The sequence below is a fragment of the Stenotrophomonas sp. GD03654 genome, from assembly GCF_029845105.1.
GTDB lineage: Bacteria > Pseudomonadota > Gammaproteobacteria > Xanthomonadales > Xanthomonadaceae > Stenotrophomonas > Stenotrophomonas africana.
This window is the reverse complement of record NZ_JAOCLC010000008.1, coordinates 64,169-90,767: the sequence shown is the minus strand read 5'-3', so window position 1 is coordinate 90,767 and position 26,599 is coordinate 64,169. Positions and strand designations below refer to the sequence as shown.

Here is a 26,599-nt window from a genome sequence, read left to right as displayed (position 1 = left end):
TCGGGTGCGGGCCCCGCAACAAGGAATTCCGATGGCAAGCAGCAAATCCAGCAAGACGGCGCCGAAGAAGGCCGAACCGGCCAAGGACAGCGCGTCCACCAAGGCGAAGGGCAAGACCAAGGCCGCCTCGAACCCGGCACCGACCCAGGCGCCGCTGGCACTGGCCGATGTGCGCTCGAAGATCGACCAGATCGACCGCGACATCCAGAGCCTGATCGCCGAGCGCGCTCGCTTCGCCCACCAGGTCGGCAAGGCCAAGGGCAAGCTCGCCGCCGCCGTCGACTACTACCGCCCCGAGCGCGAAGCGCAGGTGCTGCGCATGGTGGTGGACCGCAACGAAGGCCCGCTCAGCGATGAGCTGCTGGTGCACGTCTACCGCGAGATCATGTCGGCCTGCCTGGCCCAGCAGGAGCCGCTGAAGATCGGTTACCTCGGTCCGGAAGGCACCTTCAGCCAGCAGGCCGTGCTCAAGCACTTCGGCCGCTCGGCGCTGGGCCTGCCGATGGCCAGCATCGAAGAAGTGTTCCAGGAAGTGGAAGCAGGCAATGCCGATTTCGGCGTGGTGCCGGTGGAAAATTCGGGGCAGGGCACCATCCAGATCACCCTGGACATGTTCCTGACCTCCAACCTGAAGATCTGTGGCGAAGTGGAACTGCGCGTACAGCAGTACCTGATGTCGCGCAGCGGCCGCATCGAGGACATCGAGCGCATCTACGCGCATCCGCAGTCGTTCATGCAGACCTCGGCGTGGCTGCGCGCCAACCTGCCGAAGGCCGAGAAGATTCCGGTCTCGAGCAATGCCGAAGGTGCGCGCCGTGCGCGCAACGCCGATGATGCGGCGGCCATCGGCGGTGAGAGCGCCGGCCATGTGTACGGCCTGAAGAAGGTGGTCACCAAGCCGATCCAGAACGATGCCGACAACACCACCCGCTTCCTGGTGGTGGGCCGCAACATCTTCCCGACCTCCGGCCACGATCGCACGTCGGTGCTGGTGTTCATCCATGACAAGCCCGGTGCGCTGTTCGACGTGCTCAGCCCGTTCGCCCGCCACGGCATCAGCATGAACCGCATCGAGTCGCGCCCGTCGCACCACGGCAAGTGGGAGTACGGCTTCTTCATCGACCTGGCCGGCCACATCGACGACGCGCCGATGCAGGCCGCGCTGGCCGAACTGGAAGCGCACTCGGCGCAGATCAAGGTGCTGGGTTCCTATCCGGTGGCCGTGCCCTGAGAGTTGCTGTGGCGGCCTCGGTCGCCGCCCCCTGATGCATCGCCGGCGCTGCCGGCGTTTACGGAATGATCGAACGATGAGCAACGCGCAACACTGGATCGCCCGCAAGGGCCAGCCGCTGCAGGGCAGCCTGACCATTCCCGGCGACAAGTCGGTCTCGCACCGCTCGGTGATGTTCGCCGCGCTGGCCGATGGTACCTCGCATATCGAAGGCTTCCTGGAAGGCGAAGACACCCGCGCGACCGCGCGCATCTTCAGCCAGCTGGGTGTGCGCATCGAAACGCCCAGCCCGTCGCAGCGCATCGTGCACGGCGTCGGTGTCGACGGCCTGCAGGCCCCGGATGCGCCGCTGGACTGCGGCAACGCCGGCACCGGCATGCGCCTGCTGGCCGGCCTGCTGGCAGGCCAGGCGTTCGACTGCACGCTGATCGGCGATGAGTCGCTGTCCGGCCGCCCGATGCGCCGTGTCACCGGCCCCCTGTCGCAGATGGGCGCGAAGATCGACACCCAGGATGACGGCACGCCGCCGCTGCACGTGCATGGCGGCCAGACGCTGCATGGCATCGACTTCGCCTCGCCGGTGGCCAGCGCGCAGATCAAGTCGGCGGTGTTGCTGGCAGGCCTGTACGCACAGGGCGAAACCAGCGTTGTCGAACCGCACCCGACCCGCGACTACACCGAACGCATGCTGTCCGCGTTCGGCGTGGACATCGAATTCTCGCCGGGCAAGGCGCGCCTGCGCGGTGGTCAGCGCCTGCGCGCCACGGACATCGTGGTGCCGGCTGACTTCTCGTCTGCCGCGTTCTATCTGGTGGCTGCCAGCATCATTCCCGGCTCCGAGCTGCGCCTGAAGCAGGTCGGCCTGAATCCGCGCCGCACCGGCCTGCTGCACGCGCTGCGGCTGATGGGTGCGGACATCACCGAAGAGAATCCGGCCGAGCAGGGCGGTGAACCGGTGGCGGACCTGGTGGTGCGCTACGCCCCGTTGAAGGGCGCGCGCATTCCGGAAGAGCTGGTGCCAGACATGATCGATGAGTTCCCGGCGCTGTTCGTTGCGGCAGCAGCGGCCGAAGGCCAGACCGTGGTGAGCGGTGCAGCCGAGCTGCGGGTGAAGGAGTCGGACCGCCTTGCCGCAATGGCGACCGGCCTACGCGCGCTGGGCATGCAGGTGGACGAAACTGAAGATGGCGCAACCCTGCACGGCGGTGTACGCCTGGGTAGTGGCACCATCGAAAGTCACGGCGACCATCGCATCGCCATGGCGTTTGCCATTGCCGGCCAGATCAGTGACGGCGAAGTGCGCATCAACGACATCGCCAACGTCGCCACATCCTTCCCGGATTTCGATGGCCTGGCGCGCCGCGCCGGGTTCAACCTGGCCTGATCAGCATCGCGACCGCCGGGCCATGCCCGGCGGATCGCACTGCCTGGCAGGTGCCAACCTTGGCCGGCACGCTCACATCAGCCGGTAGGTGCCAACCTTGGTTGGCACGCTCACCTCACCCGGTAGGTGCCAACCTTGGTTGGCACGCCTTTCCGCATAAAAGGACGGAGGCCGAAGCCTCCGTCTAAACATCACGAACCCCTCGTCCGCGATCAACGCTGCTCGGTACGGAAATCCACCGGGACCCGCACCACGCTGGCGACGGCACGGCCTTCGTGCATCGCCGGCTGGAACTTCCAGTTCTGCACGGTGTTCAGCACCGCACGATCCAGGTCGCGGCTGCGCTCGCCGCTGCGCGAAACGATCGCGGCATTGGCGACATTGCCGCGGGTATCGACATTCAGGCTGGCGATGACGCTGCCCTGCACGCCACTACGCAGCGCGGCGGCGGGGTAGGTGGGCATGCGGTTGCTGGCCAGCGGGCGGGCCTCACGATTGCGCACCACCGGTGCGGCCTTCCGCGAAGCGGTAGCCGGCGCCGTCTGGCGCGCTGCGGGCGCCGCTGCATCGGCTACTGCGGCCTGCTCAGGGGCTGGCAACATGCGCTCGCCGACCGGCGCCGGCGCCACATCTTCCTGGTTGGAATGACGCAGCCACAGCAGGGCGGCTGCAAACATCGCCACGATCAGCGCGATCCACATCCAGGGCGACGTGGGCTTGTGCTGCACGCTTGAATCCTGCTGCAGCTGCGGCGAATGAAGGTCTTCATGGGTCGTGGCAGTCATCGCAAACTCCTTCCGTCAATGGACGACGTGGGCAGTGTTGCCCGAGCCATGGACGGGAAGTGTCAGCGTTGCGTCAACGTCACCGGCAGGGTTCAGTTTGCCTGCCGGGAAGTGTTCAGTTACTGCGTCTTGAAGTCGAACGGCACTTCAATGCTGCCGGGCACGGCCTGGCCGTTGCTCTGCGCCGGGGTGAAACGCCAGCGGCGCACGGCGTCGGTGGCGGCACGGTCGAGTTCGCGCGAACCGCTTCGCTGGATCACCGTGGCGTTGTTGGGATAGCCGGTGGCGTCCACATCCACGCGTACCACCACGGTGCCGGTTTCACCGGCGCGCAGTGCAGCGGCGGGATAGGACGGTGGCGGCGACTGACCGGCAATCGGCATCGGTTGGCTGTTGCCGGTCGTGGCAGGCGCCGCGCCCGGGGTGGCCGGGGCCGGCTCGGCGATCGGGGCGGGCGGCGGCGGGGCGGTTTCGACCAGCTTCGGCGCTTCCTCCTCCACCGGTGCCGGCTTGGCGTCCGGCATGTCGCTGGAACCGGCCGCAGCGGCCAACGGTTCCGGCAGGGGCTCGACCTGGGCGGTTTCTTGCGGGGTCTGTGCGGCCGGGTCGGCGCGGAAGAACTCCTTGTCACGGCCGGTCAGCCAGACCAGCACGAACAGCAGCACGCCCACGCCGAAGGCGATGCCGGCGATCTTCAGGGCGTTGCGCGGGATATGCACAGTGAACGACTTGGCGGACGACGAGCGGGGTGCAGACATGGACCGGACCAGTACGGAATGGCTCGATTCTGCCACGGCCAGAATGAACCGGGCGGCAGAAATCCGTATAACAAGCGATAATCCCATCCCTGATACCCACCACGACACCTGCCATGCTTGATCCAGCCCTGCTCCGCCACCAGCCCGCCGACCTCGCCGAACGCCTGCGCACCAGCCGTGGCTTCGAGCTCGACGTGTCTGCCCTGGAGTCCCTGGAGGCTGATCGCAAGCGCATCCAGGTGCGGACCCAGGAGCTGCAGAGCCTGCGCAACAGCCGTTCCAAGGCCATCGGCCAGGCCAAGGCCAAGGGCGAAGACGTTTCGGCCATCATGGCCGAGGTCGCTGCCTTCGCCGACGAGCTGAAGGCCTCGGAAGTGGCCCTGGATGAGCTGCGCGAGAAGATCGAAGCGATCTCGATGGGCATTCCGAACCTTCCGGCCGATGACGTGCCGGCCGGTGCCGACGAGAACGACAACGTGGAGCAGGCGCGCTGGGGTACCCCGCGCCAGTTCGACTTCAAGGTGCTCGACCACGTTGAGCTGGGCGCCCGCAACAAGTGGCTCGACGGCGAGACCGCGGCCAAGCTGTCCGGCTCGCGATTCACTGTGCTGCGCGGCCCGATCGCGCGCCTGCATCGTGCCCTGGCCCAGTTCATGCTCGACCTGCACAGCGGGGAGCATGAGTACCAGGAGACCAACGTGCCGGTGATCGTCAATGCCGACAGCCTGTACGGCACCGGTCAGCTGCCCAAGTTTGAAGAGGACATGTTCATCACCCAACTGGGTGAGCAGAAGCGTTATCTGATCTCGACCTCGGAAATTTCGCTGACCAACATCGCTCGCGACGAGATCCTCGACGCTGAGCGCCTGCCGCTGCGCATGACCGCCCACTCGCTGTGCTTCCGTTCCGAAGCCGGCAGCGGCGGCCGCGACGTGCGCGGCATGATCCGCCAGCACCAGTTCGAGAAGGTCGAGCTGGTCTCGATCTGTCGCCCGGAAGAGAGCGATGCTGAACACCAGCGCATGACCCGTTGCGCCGAAGTGGTGCTGGAAAAGCTGGGCCTGCCGTACCGCAAGGTGCTGCTGTGTACCGGCGACATGGGCTTCTCGGCGGTGAAGACCTACGACCTGGAAGTCTGGCTGCCGTCGCAGGAGACCTATCGCGAGATTTCCTCGTGCTCGAACTGTGGTGATTTCCAGGCCCGCCGCATGCAGGCCCGCTGGCGCAACCCGGCCACCGGCAAGCCGGAACTGGCGCACACGCTGAACGGCTCGGGCGTGGCGGTTGGCCGCGCGATGATCGCAGTGATGGAGAACTACCAGAACGCTGACGGCAGCATCACCGTGCCGGAGGCCCTGCGCCCGTACATGGGCGGCCTGGAAACCATCGCCTGATTCCCTGATCGGGCGGCGCTGCGGCTCTGGTGGGTGCCATGCTTGCATGGCACCGAATCCACGCCATGCGTGGATGAACCGCCGTGATCACTCCACAGCGCGCAACTTCTCCAACGGCACCCATCCCGGGTCGCCGGCCTCCGGCACGCACCACGCCCAGCCATTGAGCGTGCGCTGCCCGCGCAGCAGCTGCCCGGGATCCACATCCAGTTCCCGCGCGCAGTAATCCTCCGTGGCAAACGCGCCACCCTGCGCATCCCGACCGATCACAGGCGCTGGTACGAATCCAGGCCGCTGCCCTCCGGCTTCGCACAGGAACCAGTCGTCCCAGCCCTCCGGGCCTTCATAACGTTCGCCTACCACTAGTGCCTGACCACGGCGCAGGGTGATCGGTTGCGGAAACTCGCTGCGGTGTGCAGTGGTCACGATGTAGTTCATGGCCCCAGCCTAACGTTCTGGTGAGCGCCGTGCATGGCAGCGAATCCACGCACACGTGCAGCAGATCCACGCCATGCGTGGATGGGGCCCTCTGACCAGACACAAAAAAACGGCCCCGCAAAGCGGGGCCGCCAGGGTGGGCCGGTATGGGGGAGGGGATCCCGGCCCGCGTTCAGCGCCCAGACGAGGAGAGAGGGGCGCCGAACGCTGGAACGCTTATGCAGCAGCGGCTTCGGCCGCTTCGTGCGACGGCAGTGCTGCCAGCGCACCGGCAATGGCGTCTTCACGGTGCTGCGGCGAGTAGGCGATGCCTTCGGCGCGCACGAACTCGACGTCATTGATGCCCATGAAGGCGAACACCTGGCGCAGGAATGGCTCCTGGAAGTCGGCCGGCGAGTCGGTGTAGATGCCGCCACGGCTGCTGGCGATGATCACCCGCTTGCCACCGGCCAGGCCCACCGGGCCGTTCTCGGTGTACTTGAAGGTGCGGCCGGCCACGGCCACGCGGTCGATCCAGGCCTTCAGCGTGGACGGGATGCTGAAGTTGTACATCGGTGCGCCGATCACCACGATGTCGGCCTCAAGGAACTGCTGCATCACCTGTTCGGCATCGGTTGCCTCGGCGGCGTCGGTCCTGGCCAGCGAGCTGCTGCGCAGATGCGGTACCGGATCTGCGTCAAGATCGCGATAATCGACCTGCAGGCCGTCGATCTGGCCGGTGAAGCGGGCGACCACGGCGGCCGACAGCTGGCGGGACACGGAGTTGTCGCCAAGCACGCTGGCGTCGAGATGCAGAAGCTTCATGGCAGTCACCTATGTTCTGGGAGGAAGGGGCGGGGTGCCCCGCCGACGGAGAGAACGATAGGTTGTTGCAAAGGCGGGATAAAGGTGGTTGAATGCCACGTATTGTTCTAGATATGGAGCTCGGGCATGCATGACCTGAATGATCTGTACTACTTCGCGATGGTGGTCGACCACGGCGGGTTCGCCGCCGCCGAGCGTGCACTGGGTATTCCCAAGTCGCGCCTGAGCCGCCGCATCAGCCAGCTGGAAACCGACCTGGGCGTGCGCTTGCTGCAGCGCTCCACCCGTCGTTTCGCCGTGACCGACGTCGGCACCAGCGTGCACCGCCATGCGCAGACGATGCTGGCCGAGGCCCAGGCCGCCCGCGAAGTGGTGGACCGCCTCAGTGCGGAACCGCGCGGCGTGGTGCGCGCCAGCGTGCCGGTGTCACTGGCGCAGATGCAGCTGCCCAAGCTGCTGCCCAAGTTCCTTGAGCAGTACCCGAAGGTGCGCCTGCAGTTGAACATCAGCAACCGCCGCGTGGACATCATCAACGAAGGCTACGACGTGGCCCTGCGCGTGCGTTCGCGCCTGGATGACGATGGCAGTCTGGTGATGCGCAGCTTCGGCCAGGTGCAGGAACTGCTGGTGGCCAGCCCGAAGTACCTGGATCGCGCCGGCCGCCCGAAGGACCCGGAAGAGTTGACCCAGCACGTCACCCTCAGCATCAGCGAAGACGAAGCGCGCCAGCGCTGGGAGCTGCACGGCCCGGAAGGCGAAGTGCGCCGGGTCGACCTGCAGCCGCGCGTGGCCGGCTTCGACTTCCCGCTGCTGCAGAGCATGGTGAAGGACGGTTTCGGCATCACCATGCTGCCGGAAACCGTCTGCGCCGACGCCGTGCGCAACGGCGAGCTGGAAGTGGTGCTGCCCGACTGGTCGCTGCCGCAGGGGGTGTGCCACGCTGTGTTCGCCTCGCGCCGCGGCCTGCTGCCGGCGGTGCGCGTGTTCATCGACTTTCTGGCCGAGCACCTGCCGCCGCAGCTGGAGGCCTCGCGCCTGGATTGCGGTGGCGCCTGTGAAAAGGCCAAGGAGCGGATCAAGGCCAGTGCGCTGGGTGCGCTGGCGGTGGATGCGGGCTGAGAATGCAGGAAGGTAGCGCCGGGCCATGCCCGGCGTTTCTGTATTCCGGCGCCGATTAGTTCCGGCCGAACAGCCGGTCCCAGAAGCTGCGGCGTCGCGGTGCGGCCGGTGGCGGTTCGGCTGCAACGATGGGCACTTCCAGCACCGCCATCAGCTCCGCGCTGCGTGGCTTTTTCAGGAAGCGCGCATAGTCCAGATAGCCGGTCACCTTGCTCATGTGCAGGCGTTCGGGCATCGCCGGTAAAGCGCCGCCCTGCAACAGCACCCGCAATGCCTGAGGACGATCCAGGCGAATCGCCTCGAACAGCGCGGTGCCGCCACAGCCTGGTTCGATCTGGTTGGCGCGCTGCGGCGCATCCTTCAGCAGGGTGTGCAGCGCCTCCGCATCATCGCGTTCCACGGCCGCTACCAGCCGTGCCAACGCTTCGGCTTCTTCGGGTGGAAGGCTTTCGCGATAGGCCTGGTCGGCAATCTCGCGCTCGTCGCGCCCATCGCCGCCCTGGATGCACAGGAAATCGGTGACCAAGGCGACCGGAATGCCGGACGTATCCAGCGCCCAATAGCTGGGATAGACGCCGTCGCCCCAGCCGCTGGTGAATACGACCAGGCCATGCGGTGAGTCCTCGCCCCAAGGGCGGTATTCGGCGCCTTCATCCAGGCCATCGTGATCGATCAGTGCATCCGACCATTCACTCTCTTCGTCGCCATCGGCCTGTTCGATCAGCGCCAGCAGCGCCTGCTGGGTGTCGGTATCCATGAAACAACCGATGCCGGCGTCGACCGGGTAGCCGATGAAGCTGTCCTCATCCAGTCCGGTCAGGTCCTGCGTGGTCCAGTGCGCCATCTGCCAGTGCAGGGCGGTCGCAGTGAGAGCTTCGCGAGGCTTGAACCAGACCACGGCCAACGCCGGGCGGCCGCTGTGCACGATGATCTCGACCGGATGCCGGCCCAGCGGCGCGGTGTAGTCGGCCAGCGCCGGCGCCTCGGCCTGGACCAGCGGATCGCAGACCACCAGATGCCCGCTGCTGACCGGCAGGTGCCCGGCGAAGGCGCGGTGCAGGGCCACTGCGGCCAGCTGGGTGTCGTCCAGCAGGGTGGTGCGCAGGTTGGCCAGGTCGAGGTGGGCCATGGGGGCTCCGATTGCGGTGAAGGCCCCACCGTGCCGGATGCGAAGGGTGGGGGCAAGGGTGGTCTTGGGCAAATGCGCTTCACGTGCGAGAATACGCCGCTGCCCGGGCGACCGGGACCCGATTGGAGAGATGGCCGAGCGGTTTAAGGCACCGGTCTTGAAAACCGGCGAAGGGTTAAACCTTCCGTGGGTTCGAATCCCACTCTCTCCGCCAATCCTTAGTAAGTGTTTGTTTTTAAACAGCATTTTTTAGGGTCTTGAAGGGCGGCTTGGGGCACAAATCGGGGCACAACTCCGATGCGATTACCAAGCTATCTCACTCGCTCTTCCACTGGTCGTTACCAGTTTCGCATGCGCGTTCCGACGGACATGCGCGGCATCCTCGGCAAACCCTTCGTCAAGCATCCCCTAGGCATCCACCTGCATAGCGCAAGGGTGGCTGCCTTGGCCATCGCACAGCGTTATGCTCAAGCATTCGATGCCATCAGGGATGGGTGCATGACCAAGAAGGGACTCACGGTTGAGGATGTTCTCCGCAGCGTCGCGGAGAACGGCTCCAGACGTTATGAAATTGACTTGCCGGGCTTTCGTCTTCGGACCACGGATGCGGCCGACCATGCTCGAGCAATGGAGGCGCTGGAAGAAATCGGCAAGTTCCACTTCCGTGATGCGGGTGCAGTTCCGGCGGCGGCTGGGCCAAACCCGTTGGAATCAGCGGCGGCGCACCCCCTGCCAGCTGAGACGATCAGCCTCATCGATGCGAAGCGAATCTGGCAGGACAAAGTCGCCGCCGAGGACATCGAGGTCAAAACGGTCGGCATCAAACTGCTTCCCGTGACAGAGCTGATCGAGTTCTTGGGCGCCGAGCGCGAGCTGCACACCATCACGCGGCCTGAGATGGCCCGCTTCTACGACCATTTGGCCAAGCGCGGGTTAACGCATTCTACGCTCAACAATCGCCAGAGCTACCTCGCAGGAAAGAGAGGATTCTTCACTTGGGCAATGGCTTCAGGCTATGTGCTAAAGGGAGACAACGTCGCCGCAGGTCACGTCAGCGTTTCGATGGCCGAGAAGCGCAAGCGTAGAAAATTTGGCTTCCAGGCCTTTACCTTGGACCAGGTCCATCAACTCTTCGCACCCGATAGCTTCAGGCAGCTTTCAACGGGAGCGCGCTGGGCGGCTTTGTTGGGCCTGTATACGGGAGCCCGGGCGGGTGAGGTGGGGCAGCTGTTCACCCTCGACGTCAAGGAGGAGGAGGGGATCCCGTGCATACGGTTTACCGATGAGGGGGAGGATCAGCGGTTGAAGACCGATGTTTCCAATCGGGTCGTCCCGTTGCATCCCGACCTGATCAAGCTCGGTTTCTTGGACTACGTCGCCGAACGAAGGGAGAGCGGGGACTGGCGGTTGTTTCCGCAGGCTGACAGTAAAGCGAAGAATGGCGCGGGGAACTGGATTTCGAAGGCGTTCAGCTACTACCTCCAAAAGCACAGTGGTGGGTGGCCGAAAGCGAAGCGTGGTTTCCATAGTCTCCGAAAGACCGTGATTCAGGAGATGCAGGGCAGCGGTGTGGCCTCTGAGATGCGAGCCCAAATCGTCGGCCACGAATTGGACGACGAACACCACGCGACTTACAGCAGGCCCTTTACGGTGAGTGAGAAGCTCAACGGTGCCGGAGGAACGCCAGCTTTGGGTGTCCTAGATTACGGGATCGACCTGGAGGCGCTGCGCACCCTGCCGGCGCGCAAGGTCGGGCGGCGCAGCAGCAATACCTCCGCACGCTCTACGAAGGCCGGTGGTAAGGGAAGGGAGCGGAACTAATGGCCCTCAGTGCTGCGGACGCCTACCGCCGTGCGGCCGAGCGGTTTCTTGGAAAGCTCTCGGGGACGCAGACGGTGGGAGGTATGGAGAGGGCAGTCAAAGAACAGCGTCGCCACGGGCTGAGGCGTCCCATTTTGGATCTTGAACTGACTTTCAACGAAGCCGCCGGTGTTCTCGCCATCAGCACTGGCCAGTTGGAGACACTGCTCCAACAGCACCCTCCCAAGGATCATCTGTTCGAGGTCAAAGGGACTCGCAAGAGGGCCACTACCCTATCCAGGTTAATGGACTGGGCCGACTGGCTAAGGGGGGAGGGCTACTGGAAGCCGCTGACGGAACGCGGAACCAGTCCCGATACCTTGCTCACAGCTAAGTTGCCCTTCTTGCTGGTCAAGTCGTCCGGGGCGCAGCGAGTGATTGTGGAGCCTCTGTCCGGCAAAGACATTTCCGATGCGCTCCTTCAACAGATACAGGAGCTTGGACGTGCGAACAACTGTAAAGTCATCTTCAGGACGTTTGCAGATGCCTTTGCCATGCCTTGGCTGAGGCCTGACATCAAACGCGCCTGGGCTGACACGTTCTTCAGGATGGCAAAAGCACAGGCGGCTCACCTCCGCGATTTGGCGCAACGGTTGGAAACCACCCGCGCTCAGGTTAGTAGGCAAGTATTGGACGAGCACCTGCAGCCAGCGCCTCGAAAGACGCCCCATCAGGGCGCTAGGCGCCTCTAACGGCAACTGAATGGAATTGGAGGCCTCCAATATCCGTATCTATGGCAGCCCTCACTTTGGATGATTACTCCAACGCCCCGGTGGTCGGAGCGATGGAGCAACAAGATGGGCCTTGATATGTATGGGGGAAAGATCCACAAGGAGGAGACGTCGTGCGAGGGACAGGTGTTCTTTCAGTGGCGATGCCATCCCAACCTCCACGGCTGGATGTTCGGGCTGCACAGTGCCCGGACGGGGTGCTCTGACCCGTTTGAGTTCAACATGGTTCGCGTGTTTCTCGGAGCGGCAGGCCTCGACGCATTGGAGCAGGCGGTCCTCGATGAGCGGCTGGCCCATACGGTGGTCTTCTTCTTCGGTGAATCGGATCCCGATCGAGCTGAAGAAGATCTGGACTTCATTGCGCAGGCCCGCGCATTGATCAAGGACGGTTGGGACGTGTTCTACGACTCTTGGTGGTAACCCGCCGCGAGCAGCGCCTCTCGGGCTAGTTCAAGCCCAACTCCCAAAACCCATTCCTTCAACGCGGCAACGCAGCCGTGCTGGCGGAGCATTGCCTGGAGAATCCTCATGCAGCCCAAGTCCAACGTTCTGCCGTTCAACGCAGCAACCCGCTCCAAGCGCCTTCTGGCACAGAAATCCACCCGGGTCACCTCCGTTTGCTACAAGGCAAGCGACAAGGCCCACACGAGCGTGGATTGGTATACCCCGCCTGCCATCGTCAAGGCGCTGGGAGGAAAGCGCGGCTTTGACCTCGATCCTTGCACGCCCGAAGACCCGTCGCGGCTGCCGGCGCCCACGGCCCGTCGGATGATCCCGCCGAGCCAGGACGGCCTGCTCACGCCGTGGCCCACGCAAGCGTTCGTGTGGATGAATCCGCCCTACGGCAAGGGGGTTGAGAAGTGGCTGAGCAAGCTGGCCAACCACCCCGGTGGCGGTATCGCTCTGGTGCCCGTCAGCATGGAAACGGGCTGGATGCACAACTGCGTGCTTTCCCATCCCAACGTGACGGCGATCCTGTTTACCCGCGGGCGGCTGAAGTTTGTGCGTCCCGACGGAACCACCGGCACTGCGGCGCCTTCGGGATCGTTGGTGGTGGCTTACGGCAAGCGCGCCGCCGGTCACCTTCAGCAAGCGCAGGCAAGCGGTGTGTTGCGCGGGAAGTTCTTTGCCATCCAGCGCGTGGCGCAGGTGGCCACTGCGAACCAGGAGAGCTCCAATGGCTGATCACTGGAAAGTTGTTGTCTTGGGCCGCGCGACGGCCGAACTGGAAATTCGAATCGACGCGGACTCAGAAGCGGCAGCCTTGGAGATTCTGAACTCGATGGGCGTGGCCGAGATTCAAGCCGGTGGATGGCGTACCGAGTTGGAGGAGGTTTACGGCTTCGTGGAGGTCATCAGCCCCGATGGCTCCGATCGAGAAGATCTCAACTGGCCGTGTCCAACCATGCGCCACCACCTCAACTACCTCAACTATTAGGAGAAGCCGATGGGAACTTACGAATTCGTCGTCCAGGGTGACTACTTGGTGAGCAAGGTGATTGAGGTCTCCGCCCAGACCCAGTCCGAGGCAATGGAGGCATTCGCGCGACTGTCCTTGGCGGAGTTGGATGCCATCGATTGGCACCATGGCGCCCTTACGATTGAAGAAGAGGTGGTGGTGACGGAGGTGGAAACCGGGAGGGAGGTTCAGCATCCGTTTTTGACCGATTGCAAGCGCGAGCAACTGGAGTGCTTGGCCGGAGATGAGTAGGAACTTCCGGCTGCTGGTCTTCCATTAGCCAGCAGCGATCGAAGGCCAGCAGGAAGATCAGCAGTGCAAGGTCGTTGAATCCCATGGGATTTCTGCGACTAAGAAGTGCGCTGCTGGCTTGCTGGCTTTCGATTCAACTCCCCTGTGCAAATGCGTCCAAAGAGCATGGAAAGCGTTGGTATCTCAAATTTCAAAACCGATTATTTTTTGACCCAGCAGACCAGTAGAACGGTTTTCTATGAATGAAAGCTTTTGGAATCAAGGATTTGTAGCTGCTGGTCTTCCTGCTGGTCTTCTCTTTCTGCTGGCTAATGGAAGACCAGCAGGGAAGGGAAAGCCAGCAGGACAGGGCTTCCGGAAAAAGTGCGGGAGATTCCGCAGTTTTCGTGTTTAGTCAAAAACCGTGGGTTGCGGAAAGCTCCTGCAGTGGTTGAGTGGAAGTGTCCCCCATGTGGGACACACCAAACCTTTCACCTTCGGAGTTGCCACCGTGAACGCCGCCACCCATCCCTCATCGCCGCCGACTTACAGCATCCGCGCCAGCGTGAAAAAGCACGTTCGGATCAAACGCCCCTTGGCGGAACGCCTTCGTCTCGCCGCGGCCGAAAACGAGATGACAGAGAGCGAGTTCATTCGCCGCGCCTTGGAAACCGCTCTCCCACGCGCTGCCTGATCAAGCCTGTCCCCCCACAACGACAAACCCCCACCGGCCAGGGCGAGGGTTTGAGAGGAACCAACAACAATGTCTACAACCAATGTGTCCCCAAAAGGGAAGGCTGTCAACCCGACGACGGAAGAGCCGAGCAACATTGTGCCATTCGAAGCGTCGCGTTTCCTGGGTGCGGAAGCCTCCGCCCGCAAGATCAACCTGGAGGCAGAGGAACACAAGCAAATCTACCGCCACTCGGTTGATCGAGAGGGCCAGCGCAAGCCACCGTCGCTCCCCATCCTGTTTGCCCGCCGCACCACCGAATGCGTCGATCGCTTGTGGGCGTGCCAAGCCACCAGCGGCACCGGCGAGATCGTCCACCATTGGAACGGCGCCTACTGGCAAGCGATCAGCGACGCAGAAGGTGTGGGTGTGGCATCCGATTGGATCGACCGCAACGCCGATTTCGCGGGCAGCCCCAAACTCGCGAAGGACTGCTGGGACATGGCTTCCCTTCGGCTGCGCCAGAAAAACCCCATGCCGACCCAAGCCAAGCGGGCCATCGTGCCGGTGGCAGACGGCTACGTGGAAATCCTTCCCGACGGTTTCCATGTGCTCGCCCCTGATCCCGCCTTGGGCATGACCCACGCGGTCAGGGTGGCCTGTGGTGGCAGGCAGGGCCACGCATACAAGCCCCAGCCTTTGCCGGCTGACTCGCGCTTCGCCAAGTTCCTCTGCCAAGCCCACGACGACCCGCGCGTCATCGACCTGCTCCAAGAGCAGTGCGGCATGACCTTGTTGCCGGGTGTCTACAGCCAGGCAGCCTGGTGGCACGGCGTCGCAGGCTCCGGCAAATCCACCCTGGCGGAGATCGTGGAAGCCATGCACCGCCAGGTGGCCCGCTGCAACCTCGAAACCTTGGGCGACCGCTTCAGCCTGGAACCCATGATCGGCGCCAGCCTGATCCTGGTGGACGAAGTGGAGTGCGAGAAGTGGGCCGAAGGTCGGTTCAAGACGATGGTCTCCGGCAATGGCATTGGCATCGACCGCAAGAACCAGAAGCAGCTGGCGAGCTACCATTCCACGGCCAAGTGGATCATCACGTCCAACTCGGCACCCTTCATCCGCGACAAGAGCAACGGCGTGTGGCGCCGCCTCACCGTCGTGCATTGGAAGAAGGCGGTACCGGTCAACCAGCACGACCCTGATCTGGTCAAGAACATCCTGGCAGAGGAAGGCCAGCTTGTGCTGGACTGGATGCTCGAAGGCGCCCGACGCATCGTGGCCCGTGGTAGGGCGTTGTCCGACACCGACGCCGACATGCCCGAAGCCGTGCGCGCAGCGAAGCTGGCCGCCCGCCATGGCAGCGACCAGGTCATGGCTTGGGCTCAAGCCGAGCGCGTGGTGCGCATTGAGACGGATGAGTGCACGCTTTCCATGCGGCAGGTCTACGAGAACTACAAAAACTGGGGCTACCGACAAGGGCTGGCGGACATCGATCTCCTCACCGGTCGCCAGTTCTGGCGAGGCTTGAAAGAGATGGGCCTGGACGACGGCGCCCGCTCGAACCGTCGCATCAACGGCAAACAGGAAGAATGCGTGCGCCTGCGAATCAACGGAGCAGTCACCGTCGGCGAGGCCTGTGGCGATCTGCCGTTGAGATCATCGGCGACCGTGACAGCACTGCCCGTTGCGCAAGAGCGCTCTCAGTCTTTGGAGCCTTGGGAAACCGATGTAACGCCCTCCCTCGAACAGCAAGAGGCTCGGCAGGAAGAGATGGAGCGTCGATTCGACCGATTGAGCGCCCAGCAGCAGGCGGATGAGATGGGAGCTCTCCATGCCGATGCGTTGAGGGAGGAGGCAGGGCGCACCAGAGCCCAGGCAATCCAGCTCCAGCTGCAGGAACGTATCAACGAACTAGAGATTCGCGCGCTGTTCGGTGAGCCGTTGTCCGCCCTTGAAAGCAGCGAGGCTCAAACTGACATTGGGCCGGTAGGTGGGGCCGCGAGCTGAGGGTGAACGCGAAAGCAGGAGAGGCCAAGGCAGACCTTGGCCTCCCCCGAGTGCCGATCAGGCAGCCACAAGCCTGATTTCCGCGGATTCAGAGGCCTGCTCAAGGAGGCCGCGACGACGGATTTCCAAGTCGATGACGTCGGCTTGGTAAGCCAGCGCCGGGACCATCTCCTTCCCAGACTTCAAGAACGAGGTGATCTCGCTGAAATCGCTCTTTCGTACCTGTGTTGCAACTTCGCTGCCAAGCATTGCGTCGATGCGCTTGGCGTTGAGGGCGCTCACGGTCTCGGCCAGATTGACGAGCGATGCTTTTCCATAGTCTGGAGAGCCGCTCTTCAGTTGAACATGAGTCAAGCCAAGGCCAAGGTGGATCAAGCGTTCCTGCAGCAACTGAATTTCGCCGAATCGATCCAGATTGCTGCTGCCGATGGGAGCATGACGCTCCAGTATGAGCTTGGTGAACTCGTATTCCTCGTGGAACCTAGGGATCAACGTCCGGAGTTGATGCGTGTCACCCTCACCACAAAACTGTTGGGCGGACAGAAGGAGAGAGCGGAACCTTGCTTCATCGTTCAGCAGGCTTCTCTCGTGCACCTCGCCTACCAAGTGAAGTGTCCGCGCGATGCCTTCGGACTGCTCTTGTATCTGGGCGCTGATCTTGTTCAATTTCTTGCATACGACCACGAACCCGGCTGTCGTGACCGCAAGATTCAACCCCGTCATGGCCAAGTTCGCGACCTGTAGGCCCTGCAGAACATTCATGCTCTGCTGGAGGCCATCCATTCCGGTTTGGATGCTGTTCATGCCCTTGGACAAGGCTGACTGGAGCTCTTGAAGTCGCTGCTGCGTCTGGAGCGCATCTCCTGGGAAGATCAAGTGGCCTACGATCTGTCCTCCTCTGCCAGTGCCGGCTGCGTGGCGAATGACGCCGCCATGGAGCGTGTAAGTGCCATCGGTCAGCTTGGCCAACACGTCGGGAAACTCGGGCAGAGCCCGAGAGAGGTCGGGATTCACTTGCATGCTAGTAGAGCCTCGCGGTATGAAGCCAGGTCAGAATCGAACTGGCGGCGACGTATGACAGCAATTTGGAGGACGGCTGGCACCGTGATACGGAAGGCTGGCGTCGCCGCTTGAAGCGCGGTCGCCCCAACCGCAGTGGCCGCCAAAGGGACCAAAACTAGGGGGGCAACGCGAGCGCCCAAGAACCCTGCGATCCCAGAGGCTCCGCCATTGGCGAGGGCGCCCCAGGCCGATCCTGCCTCTTTGATCATTCCGTTGATGGTTGGCCGCATGAGGTCAGCCAACTGCGCACCGCTTTTCTTGGAGACATCGACGGCAACGTCCTTGAAGGCCTTCTTCACCGCTTGGATCAACGCGATCTCTTCAAGATCCCATGGAGCAAGCCCGCTGGAGGGCTTTCCATCCAACTGCTTGGCCACGTCCGATGCCAGTTCTTGATAGGACACCCCGCCTTTGCGCACGGCATTCACAAGGGTGTTGCCACCGAATGCCGAGATTTCTCCGGCAAGAAGTTCCGAGATGTCTTGGAGGCGACCTCGCTCCTTACAGGCCAGAATCTGAGACTTGACCGAGCCATCCAAGGCGACTCGGCCCTTGCCGAAGTCGGTGATGAGGTCGGCGAGCACATTGAGATCGCCGGATGAAGCACGTGAAAGCAAATCGGGCAGCTCCCGATCGCGCGGAACAACCAAATCCATGTTTCCCCCTGTATCCATCGCTAAGCCTGGCCGTCTGAGGCCAAGCGAGGCCAGTATCCACGGCCTCAGTCTCAATTCTAGCGAATGGATTGCCCTGTAGATCGATTCAAGGCTTGCCAAATCCCCATCCTGTCGCATGCTGAAACCATGACTGCTTCCAATGCCTTCGTGGATAACAGCATGGACCGCCAAGACGCCCTGGCGGCCTCCCCCCGTTTCACCGTGCAACGAACCCCGGATGGCGTCCGTGTGCAGCTCCAGGAGGGCGACGGAGACCCCGGCACCGGTTTGACCATCGACCGGGCCTTGGCGTTGCTGGAGAACCTATTGGAGCAGGGACGCGCCGTCACCATTCGCGATTGATGTTCCCAGCCCAACCCCTTGGCGTTGCCGACAGGCGCCTTTTCTTGCCTTCCAGGAGAGCCTGTCCGTGTCCGATGCCACCCCCAACGAAAGCTTCCTTCAGCGCCACTCCCGCGACGTCGTCGAACGCCTGATTCGGCAAATGGAGGAGGGCACCGGTCCCTTCCTCAAACCCTGGGACGCCCGCGTGGACCTCGGATTGCCAATGAACCCCACCACCGGCAAAAACTACCGGGGCGGTAACTTGCTCCACCTGTGGGCCCTGCAGAGCACCTGGGACAGCCAGGACAACCGGTGGATGACTTACAAGCAAGCCGCGGCCGTGGGCGCGCAGGTTCGCAAAGGCGAGAAAGCCAGCGTTATCGAATACTGGGATTGGTCCCCGGTCGAAGAGGCAAAGAAGAGCGGGGACCCAGAGCTCATCGCCAAGGCCCGCCCCAAGGTCTTCTTCCCCCGGGTGTTCAACGCAATGCAGATCGATGGGTTGCCGGCACTGGTCCTGCCACCCCCGCGCCCAGAGCCCGACATCCACCAGGCCTGCGAAGCGGTGCTCAAGGGCAGCGGGGCTGAGATCCACCACGACGGGGGCAACCAGGCGTTCTACCGGCCGATGACGGACAGCATCCACTTGCCCCAGCGCAACAGCTTCCACTCGGCCAGCGGCTACTACGCCACCGCGTTGCACGAACTGGGCCACTGGACAGGCTTTCCCTCCCGCCTCAACCGCGATCAGAAGGGGGCCTTTGGGAGCATCGACTACGCCAAGGAAGAACTGGTCGCGGAGGTGTCATCCATGCTGGTGGGCGAACGCTTAAGCATTGGCCACGATCCCACCCAACACGCGGCTTACGTGAAGTCGTGGATCCAAATCCTCCGGGACGATCCCCGGGAGCTCTTCCGAGCCGCGGCGGCGGCCGAGCGGGTGGTGGAATTCCTGAAGGTGCCCGAGTTGGTTCGTGAGCCGCTCCCGAAGGTTGAGCGGGAGCGGGAGCCGGTGGCGGCCAACCAGCAGGAGCTTGAAAAACCTAACGGCACGAAGGTCCGCACGAAAGCGCGTGAGAAGGCCAGGCAGAGGAGCAGGTGATGGTGGCCTGAACCCCCTTGCGCATTTCCAGAATCGATCTATGCATAGGTGAACCTACTCACGAAATGGAGGTGCACCTTGAAAACCACTGTTCTGGCCCTTGCGCTGGCGTTGTCTGCTCCGGCCGCCTTTGCCGCCGATTCCACCTCCGCTCGCCGTTACGGTTCGTCCGAAGCCCTCTCGGTCCAGGACGCCCGACTGGGCGAGGTCCTGATGGTTCGCACGGTTCAGCTGAAGTCCGACCAGCGGCTCAACGCTGGTTCTGCCATCGGGGCGGCTGTTGGTTATGGGGTTGCTAACCAGGTCAAGAACCGGGACTACCGCAATGCTGCCCGCGTGGCCGGTGGCGTCATCGGTGGGGTTGCCGGAACCGCGGTTCAAAAGGGTCTCAGCGGCCACCGTGCGGTGGAGATCTACGTTCGCGACTTGTCTGATCGCCGCCAGCGCGTCCTCGCGGTGGTCCAAGACGCCGACGTGGACGTGCGCGAAGGTGATCGGGTGTTCCTGGTGGGGAAGGGTAAGAGGACCCGGGTTGTGCCGATTGCGCGGATGGATGTTTCGCCGTGGGGAGGTGGTGAGAACGCAAGTGCGTGCGGGGTGGGCGCTTGTGGCGTGAGTTTAGGGGACATGCGCTGATGGACATCGCGAACCCCATCCTTGCTGTTCTGTTCCTTGGCGCGTTTGCCTACGTAACCGCGTTTGCGCCGATCTGGGCCGGGCACCGTTTCCGACTGGTGTGGGACGGACTGCGCCGACGACGCAAGGGAATCTCCACGGTCGTCGTTCTCAATGCTTTGGCTGGGCTGCTCAGCGTGTTGTTCCTGCTCGGAATCTGGTTGGTCTTGTTCTCAGGGGCGCAAACGGAAATCTCAGCTTCCAAAGTGGTTGTTCTACTCGCAGTTGTCCCGGTGGACGCTCTGCTTTTCCAAAAAGGGTGGAGCCGGGCAGCACTGAGAAGCCAGGGTTGAGCCGAGACCTTACCCACCGCCGCTCCGAGGTCGCCCGGATGTTTCGAGAAGGACACCGCCGGGCGGCCATCGCCCAAGCACTGGGCGTTCCGTCGCCCGTGGTGAGCGCCGACCTCGCTCACCTGGGGTTGCGTCAAAAGCCCCGGCGCCCACTGGCTGACCAACACGCCCTGGTGGTGCGCCTCCTGGAGCAGGGGAGCAACGGCCCTGCAATTGCCAAGCGCCTCGGCGTGACCCGACAGGCAGTCCACGCTTACCTGCAGGCCCATGGCCTGCTCCGAACCCAGAGGAGGATCCCATGACCGTTTTTCTGGTGGTCGTGCTGTTTAAGCTCGTCATGTTTGCGATCACCTTCGGAATCGCATGGCTGTGCGCCTCCAAGGCACGCAGCGCACGCAGCGGCTGGGAGGCGTTCCAAGCCGGCCAAGAGGACGCCCCATCCGTGGCTGCATTGCTGTGGCCGTTGGCCCTGTTCTACGCGTGCTTGGCATTGCTGGCCTACCAACTTAAGCACCTAGTGACCGGGGTCTGGTTGGATCCTTCCAACCCATACCTGTCATCCTCGCTGGCTCTTGTCGTCTATTCGATCACGTGTGGGCTGCTTCACGGCAGCGGGCTGGCGCGGAGGCGGGCATGAGAAGCAGCCACGGCCGGTTGCGCCCAGACCCCGTCGACGCCCGCCCTCGCCACGACGGGCTGTTCCAGGGCGAAGGCACGGGCGAAGAGGTTCACCAAGAGCGCGATCCGTTGCTTCAGGCGCTTTACACCGAATCGCTCCACGCCCGCGGGGACGTGGACGCGGTTGATCGCTTGCTCGATGCCCACCGGGAGGCGTTTGGGGAGCCTGAGCAAGTCGCCTATGCCCGTCAACAAGACAAACGCCATGATCGGGCGTTGCCCTTGCCGAGCGGTGGCTTGCAGTTGAAGCCGTCCATGGAGCGCTACTTGGAGGAGCATCGATCATGGAACCCGCCGACCGCCAAAGAGGCCGCCATCGCACGTTCCAGATGTCCTACGATGGTGCTCGAAGGGAAGGCATGGCGTGCTGCAGACGACGTTGCCGAGGTTACGGTGGAGGCACCCAAGGACGCCCCGCGGCAGCGGATGTAATGAGCGCGTCGCGTCTCAACTAGAGAGACAGTCCAGTGCGATCATTGTTGCCGAGGTGACATCGTTGCCGTAGCTCAGCCCTCGGCTATCCTATCGAGGGTATCCATCAGTGGTTTTACTAACAAAAGGGGGCGTTATGGCAAGCGTGACAGTAAGGACGCGGGATGAGCTGGAAGCGGCCAAGAATGCAAAGGCGCAGCAGATTGTGGTTGTGGGTAAGTTGGCAGATGATCTGAAGAAGACACGCAAGTTCGCCAAGCTTGGTGCCGTCGGTGTTGCAGCAATCGTTGCTGCTGTTGGACTGGCTCCAGTAACAGCTGGACTCAGTACACTCAGCTTGGGAGCGGTCGCGGCGGTCACTGGAGTCGAGATCATCGGCATCATCACCGCCGCAAGCCTAGGTCTTTCTTTGATCCTCGCAATCTACAAAGGCTACGATGTGGAATACGAGGCTGGCGGAAAGGTCATTTTCAAGCGCAAGGAAGGAAAGTGATGCCCGGCTTCGTTCCAGGGGCGCCTTACCTTTTTGTTTGCAAGAAGTGCAATCATCACTTTCAGCGGAAGATCAACTTGGGCCTCTTCTGTCCGGCATGCAAGTCGCTGTCGGTGAGTCCTCGTTTGGCATGTAAGTAGTGCCCGGTGGCCGCCATAAAGTTGGCGGCCACTTCCAATGACCGGTCGAGCCGCGCTTTACATCGCGGCCTCAGGTGCCCCGCAACCCTTTTGCTTCAAAGCACTCCAGTATCGCTGTCACGGCTTCTGCAGCCCGGCCCGGTGATGCATCTATGCGTTCCAATGCCTCCATGGCGGCGGGCACCGGCGCGTTCGGATCGGTCGTGGCCACCACCGTCAGAGCTCGCCCTCGGATGGTGTCTTCCACCGTGGTCCACTCGTCTGCGAAAAGCTGAGGGTTGTCGGTGAGCAGAATCACCATGACGGGCCCGGGTGTCAGCAGGCGGTTGGAACGCCCACGAACGGCGGCGCCATGGTGCACATGAATTGCTCTCGCGTGGCCCACCTCGTCGAGCTTTAACAGAAAGTCATAGCAGGCTGGTGTATCCATTTCATTGCAGACGATGTGGATTTGGCCCTTCGCCCATTCTTGAAACCCTACCGCAGAGGGCTCGAGCTCTCCGCCGGCGAAGCACGCTTCTACGAACTTCCGGCCCATCAGGCTCAGTCCCTTTTCATCAATGAGGGCCCATCGCTCAAAGGTTTGCCTATTGAATCCGGGTTTCCCGTGCAGTCCTAATAATTCCTTAGGGTTCAAATTTCCCCCGCCTCTCCCTGGAAAGATTTGGTGGCGCTCGGCGATCCAAGCGCGACGCAGAAGATCGACCTGGCCAAATGATAGGTCGCTCAGCGCCTTAATGAAGTGGCGCTTGAGATGGCCTGCCGTTTTGCCGGTAGCGATTGAGCAGGCAAGGCGGCCATAGACGGTGGCCTTCTCGGCCTCGATGTCCATCTCTAATGCCCGCAGCATGGCCAGAAAATCTTCCGAGGTCATGGCCTCCGCGTTTTCGGGGAACACCTGACCATCAAGCGCGGCACGGGTGAACTCCCGGAAGCGCTCCTCAGTGCGCGTGGCAAGCCAGGCGGCGATGAACTTGGGACCCTTCGAAAGAAGGGCGAACGGACCGGAGATTTCCTCCAGTGGGGCAAGGTCAGGGTAGTCCATCGGGGTCTCGTGACGGTTTGCGGGGCCAGATGCCTCATCCTCAAGCCTTCAAACCCGTTCTTCAATCCTTCGATTGAATTCCCCATCCGGGCAGTGGCCTCTTTCATTGGGAATCCTGGCTCCGCTGACGCAGCCGCAAGGACAGGCCTCCTCCACGCTGTTCCGGCCCTTCGATACGCGCCTGGCGTTGCTCACTCCCGGGTGCGGATTCGTCCAACGCTTCGCCCGCCGGTCCCCACGAGGCGCATCCCGCGCCGGTGGAGAAAGCAAATGAAGCGAGCCAACGACATTCGGGCCCAATACCAGCTGGCCATGGACGAAGAGGGCATCCTCCTGGCCGCCTCGCACATCCTGGAGCGTCGCCTCCTCCGCCAAGGAGCCATCACCGACCCCAACAGCGCCAGCAGCTACCTCACTGCCCGCTGCGCGCACCTGGACCACGAAGTGTTTGGCACAGTGTTCCTGGACACCCGCCACCGCATCCTTGCCACCGAGCACCTCTTCCAAGGCACCATCGACGGGTGCGAAGTCCATCCCCGCATCGTCGCCAAGAAGGCACTGGACCACAACGCCGCCGCGGTCATCTTCTTTCACAACCACCCCAGCGGAAACCCCGAGCCCAGCGCTGCCGACCGCGCCATCACCGACCGCCTCAAGCAGGCCCTTGCCCTTCTCGACATCCGAGTGCTGGATCACCTGGTGATCGCGGGCACCTCGCACGTGTCGATGGCCTCACGGGGGTGGGTATGAACACCCCCTTGGAAGAAAGAACCTGTGCCGGAAGCCGCCGCCGGCCACTGCGCGCCGGCATCGGAAAAGCATGCGCATGGAGGGGAAGCACCAACGCCTTCGGCGCGAAAACCCGTAGAAACTGCTGCCGTCGCTTCGCACTTTTTGTATCTAGTCAAAGTCTTGTCCACTCATGATGTGGACAAAATCCAGTGACGATCTACCTTGAATCTATAGGTAGGCAATACCGCCGACCAAGCCAAAAGGTGTCACATGAGCGCAGCCGTCACAACCAACGAAGCCGCGATGACCGGGTTGGGGTTGAACCCCGGTTTGATTGAAGATTATGCAGCGGTCTCCTTGGAGCCCGTGAGCTTTGAAGAAGAGGACAGCCTGGGCTGGGCGACCACTTGGACCGCGGTTCATGCCGTCGAGCTCCACAACGGCGGGAAGGTCTACGTTAACGGCCGATCCTTCCACGTCATCCAAGCCAAGCCCGGTTACAAGCACTTGCTCAAGTGCTGGCGAGGAGAGCAGGGGCGGCGCACGGAATTGCCTTATTGGGAGGCTCGGGATGGGCACTGATCTCGTGAGACACCGCTCTGCGAACAGGGAAGATGAGGCTGTGGTGGATTGCCCTATCCAATGGATGAAAGAGCGCTGGTGTGAAGCCAGGACGAAACGCGGAAAGAGAACCGTTGTCATGGGGGCTATTCGATTCGCAAGTCCGAGTGTTTTTTCACGCTTGGGCGAGCGCGCAGGTGTTCTCACTTTGGCGGACCTTAGGGCTGTGCTGTCGGATGTCAGCCTGTGCCGGGTGGCGGCGCGCGAGTTGCGGAACTATATTGAATCCAGCGTCGAATCCCGCAGAGAGCAGTGTTGGGAGGGTTTGTGGGGGCCAACTGTGGACAGACTTTCAAGGACCTCTGCCAATGTGCAGCTCGTCGTTGACTATGAGGACATTGGGGCGTTTGCCATTTTCATCAACCAGATGGTTTGCGAGGCACTTGCGCGGCACAACGCGCACGCGTTGGACCAAGCGTGGCCCGAAGGTTCTCCCAGTCCAAAGAAGTGGCGGTTGTGATGGATGACGCGACCCCTCGGATGAACGGACATTGGGGAGACGGAGAGCTCGGAAAGAGTGAGAGGGCAACCGTGCTTCACGGCATCCATTTCATCAATCCCACGGTGGGTAGCCCGCTCTTCAATACGGTGTGGCTTCCCACGCTTGCCGACTTGCGGGCGCTGCTCACTGACGCTGACCTCTGTAAAGCAGCCGAAACCGAGGTGAGCGCGTTCATTGACACGGTCGTGGACCCGTTGCCTCCTGAGCTCGATGAGGTCATTTACCAGCCATCGATAAGAGAGATTTCCAGCCTGCCGGATAACTATGGGATCGGGGTGGGCGTTTTTGTGACTGACGCTTTTGCGTTCGTCCTTCAGCGCATGATTAAGGAGGCAATGGCTCAGCACCGGGCGCGTGAGCTGGATCGGGTATGGGAACAGTCAGCCACCGCAGGTGGCAAACGACCCAAGCTCTGACCGCTGGCTCAATGGCCCCTTGCGCGTTTTCAGATTCGAGGTATCGGTAAGGGGATGGCCCTTTTGGGGGCTACTCATCCCCACTCAATCCCTCTCAAGGAGACGATACCCATGACACGCAAGACCTTCCTTCGCGCCCTGCTGCCCATCGCCCTGGCCTCGCTGGCGGTGCCCGCATTCGCCGCCGACACCACCGCGGACCTGTCGATTCAGGGAACCTTGACCAACACCTGTCAGCTGTCCGTGACCTCCATCGAAGGGATGGACTGGTCGGGCATCTCTGAAGCTGCCGCCCGCACCTCCGGGCTGAGCATCGTGTGCAACGCCGGCACGACTTACTCCATTTCGCCGGGCCAGGGGCAGAACTTCGGCCTGCTGTCCGGGTATGAGACCTACCGGGCTGTGACCAACGGCGCCGGAGCTTACATCCCCTACGGCTTCTTCAAGGACCCGCAGGGAAGCCAAGTCTGGGGGGATGACGCCGACGCGTTCACCGGCGTTGGCGACGGCACTGTCCAAAGTTACAACTACGCGGTGCGCTTCTTGGCCCTCAAGCAGGCCGTGGGCGGCAACTACACCGACACGGTCACCGTCACCGCCACTTACAACTGATCCCCTCGGTTGTCCCGAAGCCCCCGGCTTGCCCCGGGGGCTTTTTGTTGCCGCAAAGGTGAGTAGGTATGGGTTGACGGAATGGTATTCCGATCTAGCTTGAATGGAGACACCCCCAAAGGAGCTCCCATGACCCATTCCCAGCGTTTTTTGGCCGTGGCTGCGGCGTCCTTGCTGTCCTTCTCGGCGTCCGCCGGTTCCATCTCCGTTGGCCCCACCACCCTGATGGCCGATACATCGGCCAAGCACGTCGCCGTGACGCTGCACAACAGCGGGGACACCTCGGTGCGTTACCAGGTGAAAGCCGTGGGGTGGGATCAGGCCACGGGGCAGAACGTGTTTTCCCCCACCACGGAGATCGTGGGGGCGCCGACCTTCGTGGACGTCCCGCCCCAATCCAAGCGCACCGCCCGGTTGATGCGGGTGGGCGCGCTGAGCGAGCGGCGCTACTACCGCGTGCTGCTGATGCAGCTCAAGGACCCCAACGCCCAAGGCGTCCAGTTGCTGGTCAACCAGGATTTGCCCGTGGCCTTTGAAGCCGCCAACGCGCCCGTCCCCCAGGTGACCGTCCAAGCGGTGGCCAAGGGCTACCGCCTGACCAACCACGGCCAGACCGCGGCCCGCGTGTCGTCCATCGGCCCGGCCGGTGGGAAGCCATGGCGCGAGGGTGCGTTGGGTTGGACGCTGCCGGGGGCTTCGATGACCTACGAGACCCAACCCGGCCAGCGCGCTGAAAACCTTTCAATCACCGTCAACGGCCAGCCCGTCACCATCCCTGTGGGGCGGTGA

At 62.7% G+C, this 26,599-nt stretch carries 32 protein-coding genes and 1 tRNA gene; 25 read left to right on the top strand and 8 right to left on the bottom strand.

Annotated elements, in window-relative coordinates; all coding sequences use genetic code 11:
• The first annotated feature begins 25 nt into the window (after positions 1-25).
• Positions 26-1,231: a prephenate dehydratase gene (gene pheA, locus N5J73_RS05435; protein ID WP_192840572.1), complete on the top strand. Its 1,206-nt coding sequence runs from the start codon at positions 26-28 to the stop codon at positions 1,229-1,231.
• 76 nt (positions 1,232-1,307) lie between these two features.
• On the top strand, positions 1,308-2,615 hold the full coding sequence (gene aroA, locus N5J73_RS05430) for a 3-phosphoshikimate 1-carboxyvinyltransferase (protein WP_049448549.1): 1,308 nt from the start codon (positions 1,308-1,310) through the stop codon (positions 2,613-2,615).
• A gap of 212 nt (positions 2,616-2,827) precedes the next feature.
• Here aroA and N5J73_RS05425 read toward each other — a convergent pair whose 3' ends face one another.
• Positions 2,828-3,400, bottom strand: a complete 573-nt coding sequence (locus tag N5J73_RS05425; protein ID WP_049448547.1) for an energy transducer TonB — start codon at positions 3,398-3,400, stop codon at positions 2,828-2,830.
• A 119-nt stretch (positions 3,401-3,519) separates the two neighbouring features.
• On the bottom strand, positions 3,520-4,158 hold the full coding sequence (locus N5J73_RS05420) for an energy transducer TonB (protein ID WP_049448545.1): 639 nt from the start codon (positions 4,156-4,158) through the stop codon (positions 3,520-3,522).
• Positions 4,159-4,271: 113 nt separating this feature from the next.
• Here N5J73_RS05420 and serS point away from each other — a divergent pair, with 113 nt between their 5' ends.
• Positions 4,272-5,552, top strand: a complete 1,281-nt coding sequence (serS, locus tag N5J73_RS05415; protein ID WP_049448543.1) for a serine--tRNA ligase — start codon at positions 4,272-4,274, stop codon at positions 5,550-5,552.
• Positions 5,553-5,639: 87 nt separating this feature from the next.
• On the opposite strand, the gene N5J73_RS05410 is transcribed toward serS, so the two are convergent.
• Both N5J73_RS05410 and N5J73_RS05405 read right to left on the bottom strand, forming a co-directional pair.
• The gene (locus N5J73_RS05410) at positions 5,640-5,990 is read right to left on the bottom strand and encodes an SH3 domain-containing protein (protein WP_049448541.1); all 351 of its coding nucleotides are present in this window, start codon (positions 5,988-5,990) and stop codon (positions 5,640-5,642) included.
• Between the two features lie 216 nt (positions 5,991-6,206).
• Positions 6,207-6,794, bottom strand: coding sequence for an NAD(P)H-dependent oxidoreductase (locus N5J73_RS05405; protein ID WP_049448540.1), 588 nt, complete (start codon positions 6,792-6,794; stop codon positions 6,207-6,209).
• Between the two features lie 111 nt (positions 6,795-6,905).
• Between N5J73_RS05405 and N5J73_RS05400 the strand changes: the two genes are divergently transcribed.
• Positions 6,906-7,913 (top strand): LysR family transcriptional regulator, encoded by a 1,008-nt coding sequence (locus tag N5J73_RS05400; RefSeq protein WP_088479766.1) that lies wholly within the window; start codon positions 6,906-6,908, stop codon positions 7,911-7,913.
• Between the two features lie 55 nt (positions 7,914-7,968).
• On the opposite strand, the gene N5J73_RS05395 is transcribed toward N5J73_RS05400, so the two are convergent.
• On the bottom strand, positions 7,969-9,042 hold the full coding sequence (locus tag N5J73_RS05395) for a DUF4241 domain-containing protein (protein ID WP_049448539.1): 1,074 nt from the start codon (positions 9,040-9,042) through the stop codon (positions 7,969-7,971).
• A 124-nt stretch (positions 9,043-9,166) separates the two neighbouring features.
• On the opposite strand from N5J73_RS05395, the gene N5J73_RS05390 reads away from it, so the two are divergent.
• The 9 genes from N5J73_RS05390 to N5J73_RS05350 all read left to right on the top strand — a co-directional run bounded on the left by N5J73_RS05390 (position 9,167) and on the right by N5J73_RS05350 (position 16,006).
• A tRNA-Ser gene (locus N5J73_RS05390) sits at positions 9,167-9,256 on the top strand.
• An 83-nt stretch (positions 9,257-9,339) separates the two neighbouring features.
• Complete coding sequence (locus N5J73_RS05385) at positions 9,340-10,863, top strand: site-specific integrase (RefSeq protein ID WP_345782446.1); 1,524 nt, start codon at positions 9,340-9,342, stop codon at positions 10,861-10,863.
• Entirely contained in the window at positions 10,863-11,594 is a 732-nt protein-coding gene (locus N5J73_RS05380) for a hypothetical protein (protein ID WP_088375384.1), read from the top strand. Before N5J73_RS05385 ends, N5J73_RS05380 begins: the two co-directional genes overlap by 1 nt.
• 105 nt (positions 11,595-11,699) lie before the next feature.
• Positions 11,700-12,053, top strand: a complete 354-nt coding sequence (locus tag N5J73_RS05375) for a hypothetical protein (RefSeq protein WP_088375383.1) — start codon at positions 11,700-11,702, stop codon at positions 12,051-12,053.
• 108 nt (positions 12,054-12,161) lie between these two features.
• Positions 12,162-12,818: a DNA N-6-adenine-methyltransferase gene (locus N5J73_RS05370; protein ID WP_088375382.1), complete on the top strand. Its 657-nt coding sequence runs from the start codon at positions 12,162-12,164 to the stop codon at positions 12,816-12,818.
• Positions 12,811-13,071 carry a hypothetical protein gene (locus N5J73_RS05365; protein ID WP_049404451.1) on the top strand — a complete coding sequence of 87 codons (261 nt, stop codon included), beginning with the start codon at positions 12,811-12,813 and terminating at the stop codon, positions 13,069-13,071. The genes N5J73_RS05370 and N5J73_RS05365 overlap by 8 nt, the downstream gene beginning before the upstream one ends.
• Positions 13,072-13,080: 9 nt before the next feature.
• Positions 13,081-13,344 (top strand): hypothetical protein, encoded by a 264-nt coding sequence (locus N5J73_RS05360; protein WP_088375381.1) that lies wholly within the window; start codon positions 13,081-13,083, stop codon positions 13,342-13,344.
• 490 nt (positions 13,345-13,834) lie between these two features.
• Complete coding sequence (locus N5J73_RS05355; protein ID WP_141098938.1) at positions 13,835-14,017, top strand: ribbon-helix-helix protein, CopG family; 183 nt, start codon at positions 13,835-13,837, stop codon at positions 14,015-14,017.
• A 69-nt stretch (positions 14,018-14,086) separates the two neighbouring features.
• Positions 14,087-16,006 (top strand): DUF5906 domain-containing protein, encoded by a 1,920-nt coding sequence (locus tag N5J73_RS05350; protein ID WP_164078578.1) that lies wholly within the window; start codon positions 14,087-14,089, stop codon positions 16,004-16,006.
• Between the two features lie 57 nt (positions 16,007-16,063).
• Here the strand turns inward: N5J73_RS05350 and N5J73_RS05345 are convergent, their stop codons facing one another.
• Positions 16,064-17,026 (bottom strand): hypothetical protein, encoded by a 963-nt coding sequence (locus tag N5J73_RS05345; RefSeq protein ID WP_049408736.1) that lies wholly within the window; start codon positions 17,024-17,026, stop codon positions 16,064-16,066.
• Positions 17,017-17,724: a hypothetical protein gene (locus tag N5J73_RS05340; protein WP_049408735.1), complete on the bottom strand. Its 708-nt coding sequence runs from the start codon at positions 17,722-17,724 to the stop codon at positions 17,017-17,019. Before N5J73_RS05340 ends, N5J73_RS05345 begins: the two co-directional genes overlap by 10 nt.
• 147 nt (positions 17,725-17,871) lie before the next feature.
• Between N5J73_RS05340 and N5J73_RS05335 the strand changes: the two genes are divergently transcribed.
• The 7 genes from N5J73_RS05335 (at position 17,872) to N5J73_RS05305 (ending at position 21,742) form a co-directional block, all read left to right on the top strand.
• Complete coding sequence (locus N5J73_RS05335) at positions 17,872-18,087, top strand: hypothetical protein (RefSeq protein WP_049408734.1); 216 nt, start codon at positions 17,872-17,874, stop codon at positions 18,085-18,087.
• A gap of 67 nt (positions 18,088-18,154) precedes the next feature.
• Positions 18,155-19,171 carry a zincin-like metallopeptidase domain-containing protein gene (locus N5J73_RS05330; RefSeq protein WP_164078577.1) on the top strand — a complete coding sequence of 339 codons (1,017 nt, stop codon included), beginning with the start codon at positions 18,155-18,157 and terminating at the stop codon, positions 19,169-19,171.
• A 78-nt stretch (positions 19,172-19,249) separates the two neighbouring features.
• The gene (locus tag N5J73_RS05325; RefSeq protein WP_164078576.1) at positions 19,250-19,807 is read left to right on the top strand and encodes a glycine zipper 2TM domain-containing protein; all 558 of its coding nucleotides are present in this window, start codon (positions 19,250-19,252) and stop codon (positions 19,805-19,807) included.
• The gene (locus N5J73_RS05320) at positions 19,807-20,139 is read left to right on the top strand and encodes a hypothetical protein (protein WP_049408731.1); all 333 of its coding nucleotides are present in this window, start codon (positions 19,807-19,809) and stop codon (positions 20,137-20,139) included. The genes N5J73_RS05325 and N5J73_RS05320 overlap by 1 nt, the downstream gene beginning before the upstream one ends.
• Positions 20,140-20,437: 298 nt before the next feature.
• Positions 20,438-20,776: a hypothetical protein gene (locus N5J73_RS05315; RefSeq protein WP_279940702.1), complete on the top strand. Its 339-nt coding sequence runs from the start codon at positions 20,438-20,440 to the stop codon at positions 20,774-20,776.
• Positions 20,773-21,249: a hypothetical protein gene (locus tag N5J73_RS05310; protein WP_164078574.1), complete on the top strand. Its 477-nt coding sequence runs from the start codon at positions 20,773-20,775 to the stop codon at positions 21,247-21,249. Before N5J73_RS05315 ends, N5J73_RS05310 begins: the two co-directional genes overlap by 4 nt.
• A gap of 136 nt (positions 21,250-21,385) precedes the next feature.
• Positions 21,386-21,742 carry a hypothetical protein gene (locus N5J73_RS05305; RefSeq protein WP_049422125.1) on the top strand — a complete coding sequence of 119 codons (357 nt, stop codon included), beginning with the start codon at positions 21,386-21,388 and terminating at the stop codon, positions 21,740-21,742.
• Positions 21,743-21,952: 210 nt separating this feature from the next.
• Here N5J73_RS05305 and N5J73_RS05300 read toward each other — a convergent pair whose 3' ends face one another.
• Complete coding sequence (locus N5J73_RS05300; protein ID WP_138927462.1) at positions 21,953-22,927, bottom strand: hypothetical protein; 975 nt, start codon at positions 22,925-22,927, stop codon at positions 21,953-21,955.
• Between the two features lie 270 nt (positions 22,928-23,197).
• Between N5J73_RS05300 and radC the strand changes: the two genes are divergently transcribed.
• From radC to N5J73_RS05275, 5 genes are all read left to right on the top strand, one after another.
• Positions 23,198-23,677: a DNA repair protein RadC gene (gene radC, locus N5J73_RS05295; protein ID WP_138927463.1), complete on the top strand. Its 480-nt coding sequence runs from the start codon at positions 23,198-23,200 to the stop codon at positions 23,675-23,677.
• A gap of 252 nt (positions 23,678-23,929) precedes the next feature.
• Positions 23,930-24,241 (top strand): hypothetical protein, encoded by a 312-nt coding sequence (locus N5J73_RS05290; protein ID WP_138927464.1) that lies wholly within the window; start codon positions 23,930-23,932, stop codon positions 24,239-24,241.
• A 498-nt stretch (positions 24,242-24,739) separates the two neighbouring features.
• Complete coding sequence (locus N5J73_RS05285; RefSeq protein WP_138927465.1) at positions 24,740-25,198, top strand: hypothetical protein; 459 nt, start codon at positions 24,740-24,742, stop codon at positions 25,196-25,198.
• A gap of 111 nt (positions 25,199-25,309) precedes the next feature.
• Positions 25,310-25,810, top strand: coding sequence for a spore coat protein U domain-containing protein (locus tag N5J73_RS05280; RefSeq protein ID WP_157804757.1), 501 nt, complete (start codon positions 25,310-25,312; stop codon positions 25,808-25,810).
• A gap of 129 nt (positions 25,811-25,939) precedes the next feature.
• The gene (locus N5J73_RS05275; RefSeq protein WP_164078573.1) at positions 25,940-26,599 is read left to right on the top strand and encodes a fimbria/pilus periplasmic chaperone; all 660 of its coding nucleotides are present in this window, start codon (positions 25,940-25,942) and stop codon (positions 26,597-26,599) included.

Coding starts and splice junctions, on each gene's coding strand:
- aroA (WP_049448549.1), top strand. CDS start 1,308: ATGAGCAACGCGCAACACTGGATCGCCCGCAAGGGCCAGCCGCTGCAG.
- N5J73_RS05425 (WP_049448547.1), bottom strand. CDS start 3,400: ATGACTGCCACGACCCATGAAGACCTTCATTCGCCGCAGCTGCAGCAG.
- N5J73_RS05420 (WP_049448545.1), bottom strand. CDS start 4,158: ATGTCTGCACCCCGCTCGTCGTCCGCCAAGTCGTTCACTGTGCATATC.
- serS (WP_049448543.1), top strand. CDS start 4,272: ATGCTTGATCCAGCCCTGCTCCGCCACCAGCCCGCCGACCTCGCCGAA.
- N5J73_RS05410 (WP_049448541.1), bottom strand. CDS start 5,990: ATGAACTACATCGTGACCACTGCACACCGCAGCGAGTTTCCGCAACCG.
- N5J73_RS05405 (WP_049448540.1), bottom strand. CDS start 6,794: ATGAAGCTTCTGCATCTCGACGCCAGCGTGCTTGGCGACAACTCCGTG.
- N5J73_RS05395 (WP_049448539.1), bottom strand. CDS start 9,042: ATGGCCCACCTCGACCTGGCCAACCTGCGCACCACCCTGCTGGACGAC.
- N5J73_RS05385 (WP_345782446.1), top strand. CDS start 9,340: ATGCGATTACCAAGCTATCTCACTCGCTCTTCCACTGGTCGTTACCAG.
- N5J73_RS05380 (WP_088375384.1), top strand. CDS start 10,863: ATGGCCCTCAGTGCTGCGGACGCCTACCGCCGTGCGGCCGAGCGGTTT.
- N5J73_RS05375 (WP_088375383.1), top strand. CDS start 11,700: ATGGGCCTTGATATGTATGGGGGAAAGATCCACAAGGAGGAGACGTCG.
- N5J73_RS05370 (WP_088375382.1), top strand. CDS start 12,162: ATGCAGCCCAAGTCCAACGTTCTGCCGTTCAACGCAGCAACCCGCTCC.
- N5J73_RS05365 (WP_049404451.1), top strand. CDS start 12,811: ATGGCTGATCACTGGAAAGTTGTTGTCTTGGGCCGCGCGACGGCCGAA.
- N5J73_RS05360 (WP_088375381.1), top strand. CDS start 13,081: ATGGGAACTTACGAATTCGTCGTCCAGGGTGACTACTTGGTGAGCAAG.
- N5J73_RS05350 (WP_164078578.1), top strand. CDS start 14,087: ATGTCTACAACCAATGTGTCCCCAAAAGGGAAGGCTGTCAACCCGACG.
- N5J73_RS05345 (WP_049408736.1), bottom strand. CDS start 17,026: ATGCAAGTGAATCCCGACCTCTCTCGGGCTCTGCCCGAGTTTCCCGAC.
- N5J73_RS05340 (WP_049408735.1), bottom strand. CDS start 17,724: ATGGATTTGGTTGTTCCGCGCGATCGGGAGCTGCCCGATTTGCTTTCA.
- N5J73_RS05335 (WP_049408734.1), top strand. CDS start 17,872: ATGACTGCTTCCAATGCCTTCGTGGATAACAGCATGGACCGCCAAGAC.
- N5J73_RS05320 (WP_049408731.1), top strand. CDS start 19,807: ATGGACATCGCGAACCCCATCCTTGCTGTTCTGTTCCTTGGCGCGTTT.
- N5J73_RS05315 (WP_279940702.1), top strand. CDS start 20,438: ATGACCGTTTTTCTGGTGGTCGTGCTGTTTAAGCTCGTCATGTTTGCG.
- N5J73_RS05310 (WP_164078574.1), top strand. CDS start 20,773: ATGAGAAGCAGCCACGGCCGGTTGCGCCCAGACCCCGTCGACGCCCGC.
- N5J73_RS05305 (WP_049422125.1), top strand. CDS start 21,386: ATGGCAAGCGTGACAGTAAGGACGCGGGATGAGCTGGAAGCGGCCAAG.
- N5J73_RS05300 (WP_138927462.1), bottom strand. CDS start 22,927: ATGGACTACCCTGACCTTGCCCCACTGGAGGAAATCTCCGGTCCGTTC.
- radC (WP_138927463.1), top strand. CDS start 23,198: ATGAAGCGAGCCAACGACATTCGGGCCCAATACCAGCTGGCCATGGAC.
- N5J73_RS05290 (WP_138927464.1), top strand. CDS start 23,930: ATGAGCGCAGCCGTCACAACCAACGAAGCCGCGATGACCGGGTTGGGG.
- N5J73_RS05285 (WP_138927465.1), top strand. CDS start 24,740: ATGGATGACGCGACCCCTCGGATGAACGGACATTGGGGAGACGGAGAG.
- N5J73_RS05280 (WP_157804757.1), top strand. CDS start 25,310: ATGACACGCAAGACCTTCCTTCGCGCCCTGCTGCCCATCGCCCTGGCC.
- N5J73_RS05275 (WP_164078573.1), top strand. CDS start 25,940: ATGACCCATTCCCAGCGTTTTTTGGCCGTGGCTGCGGCGTCCTTGCTG.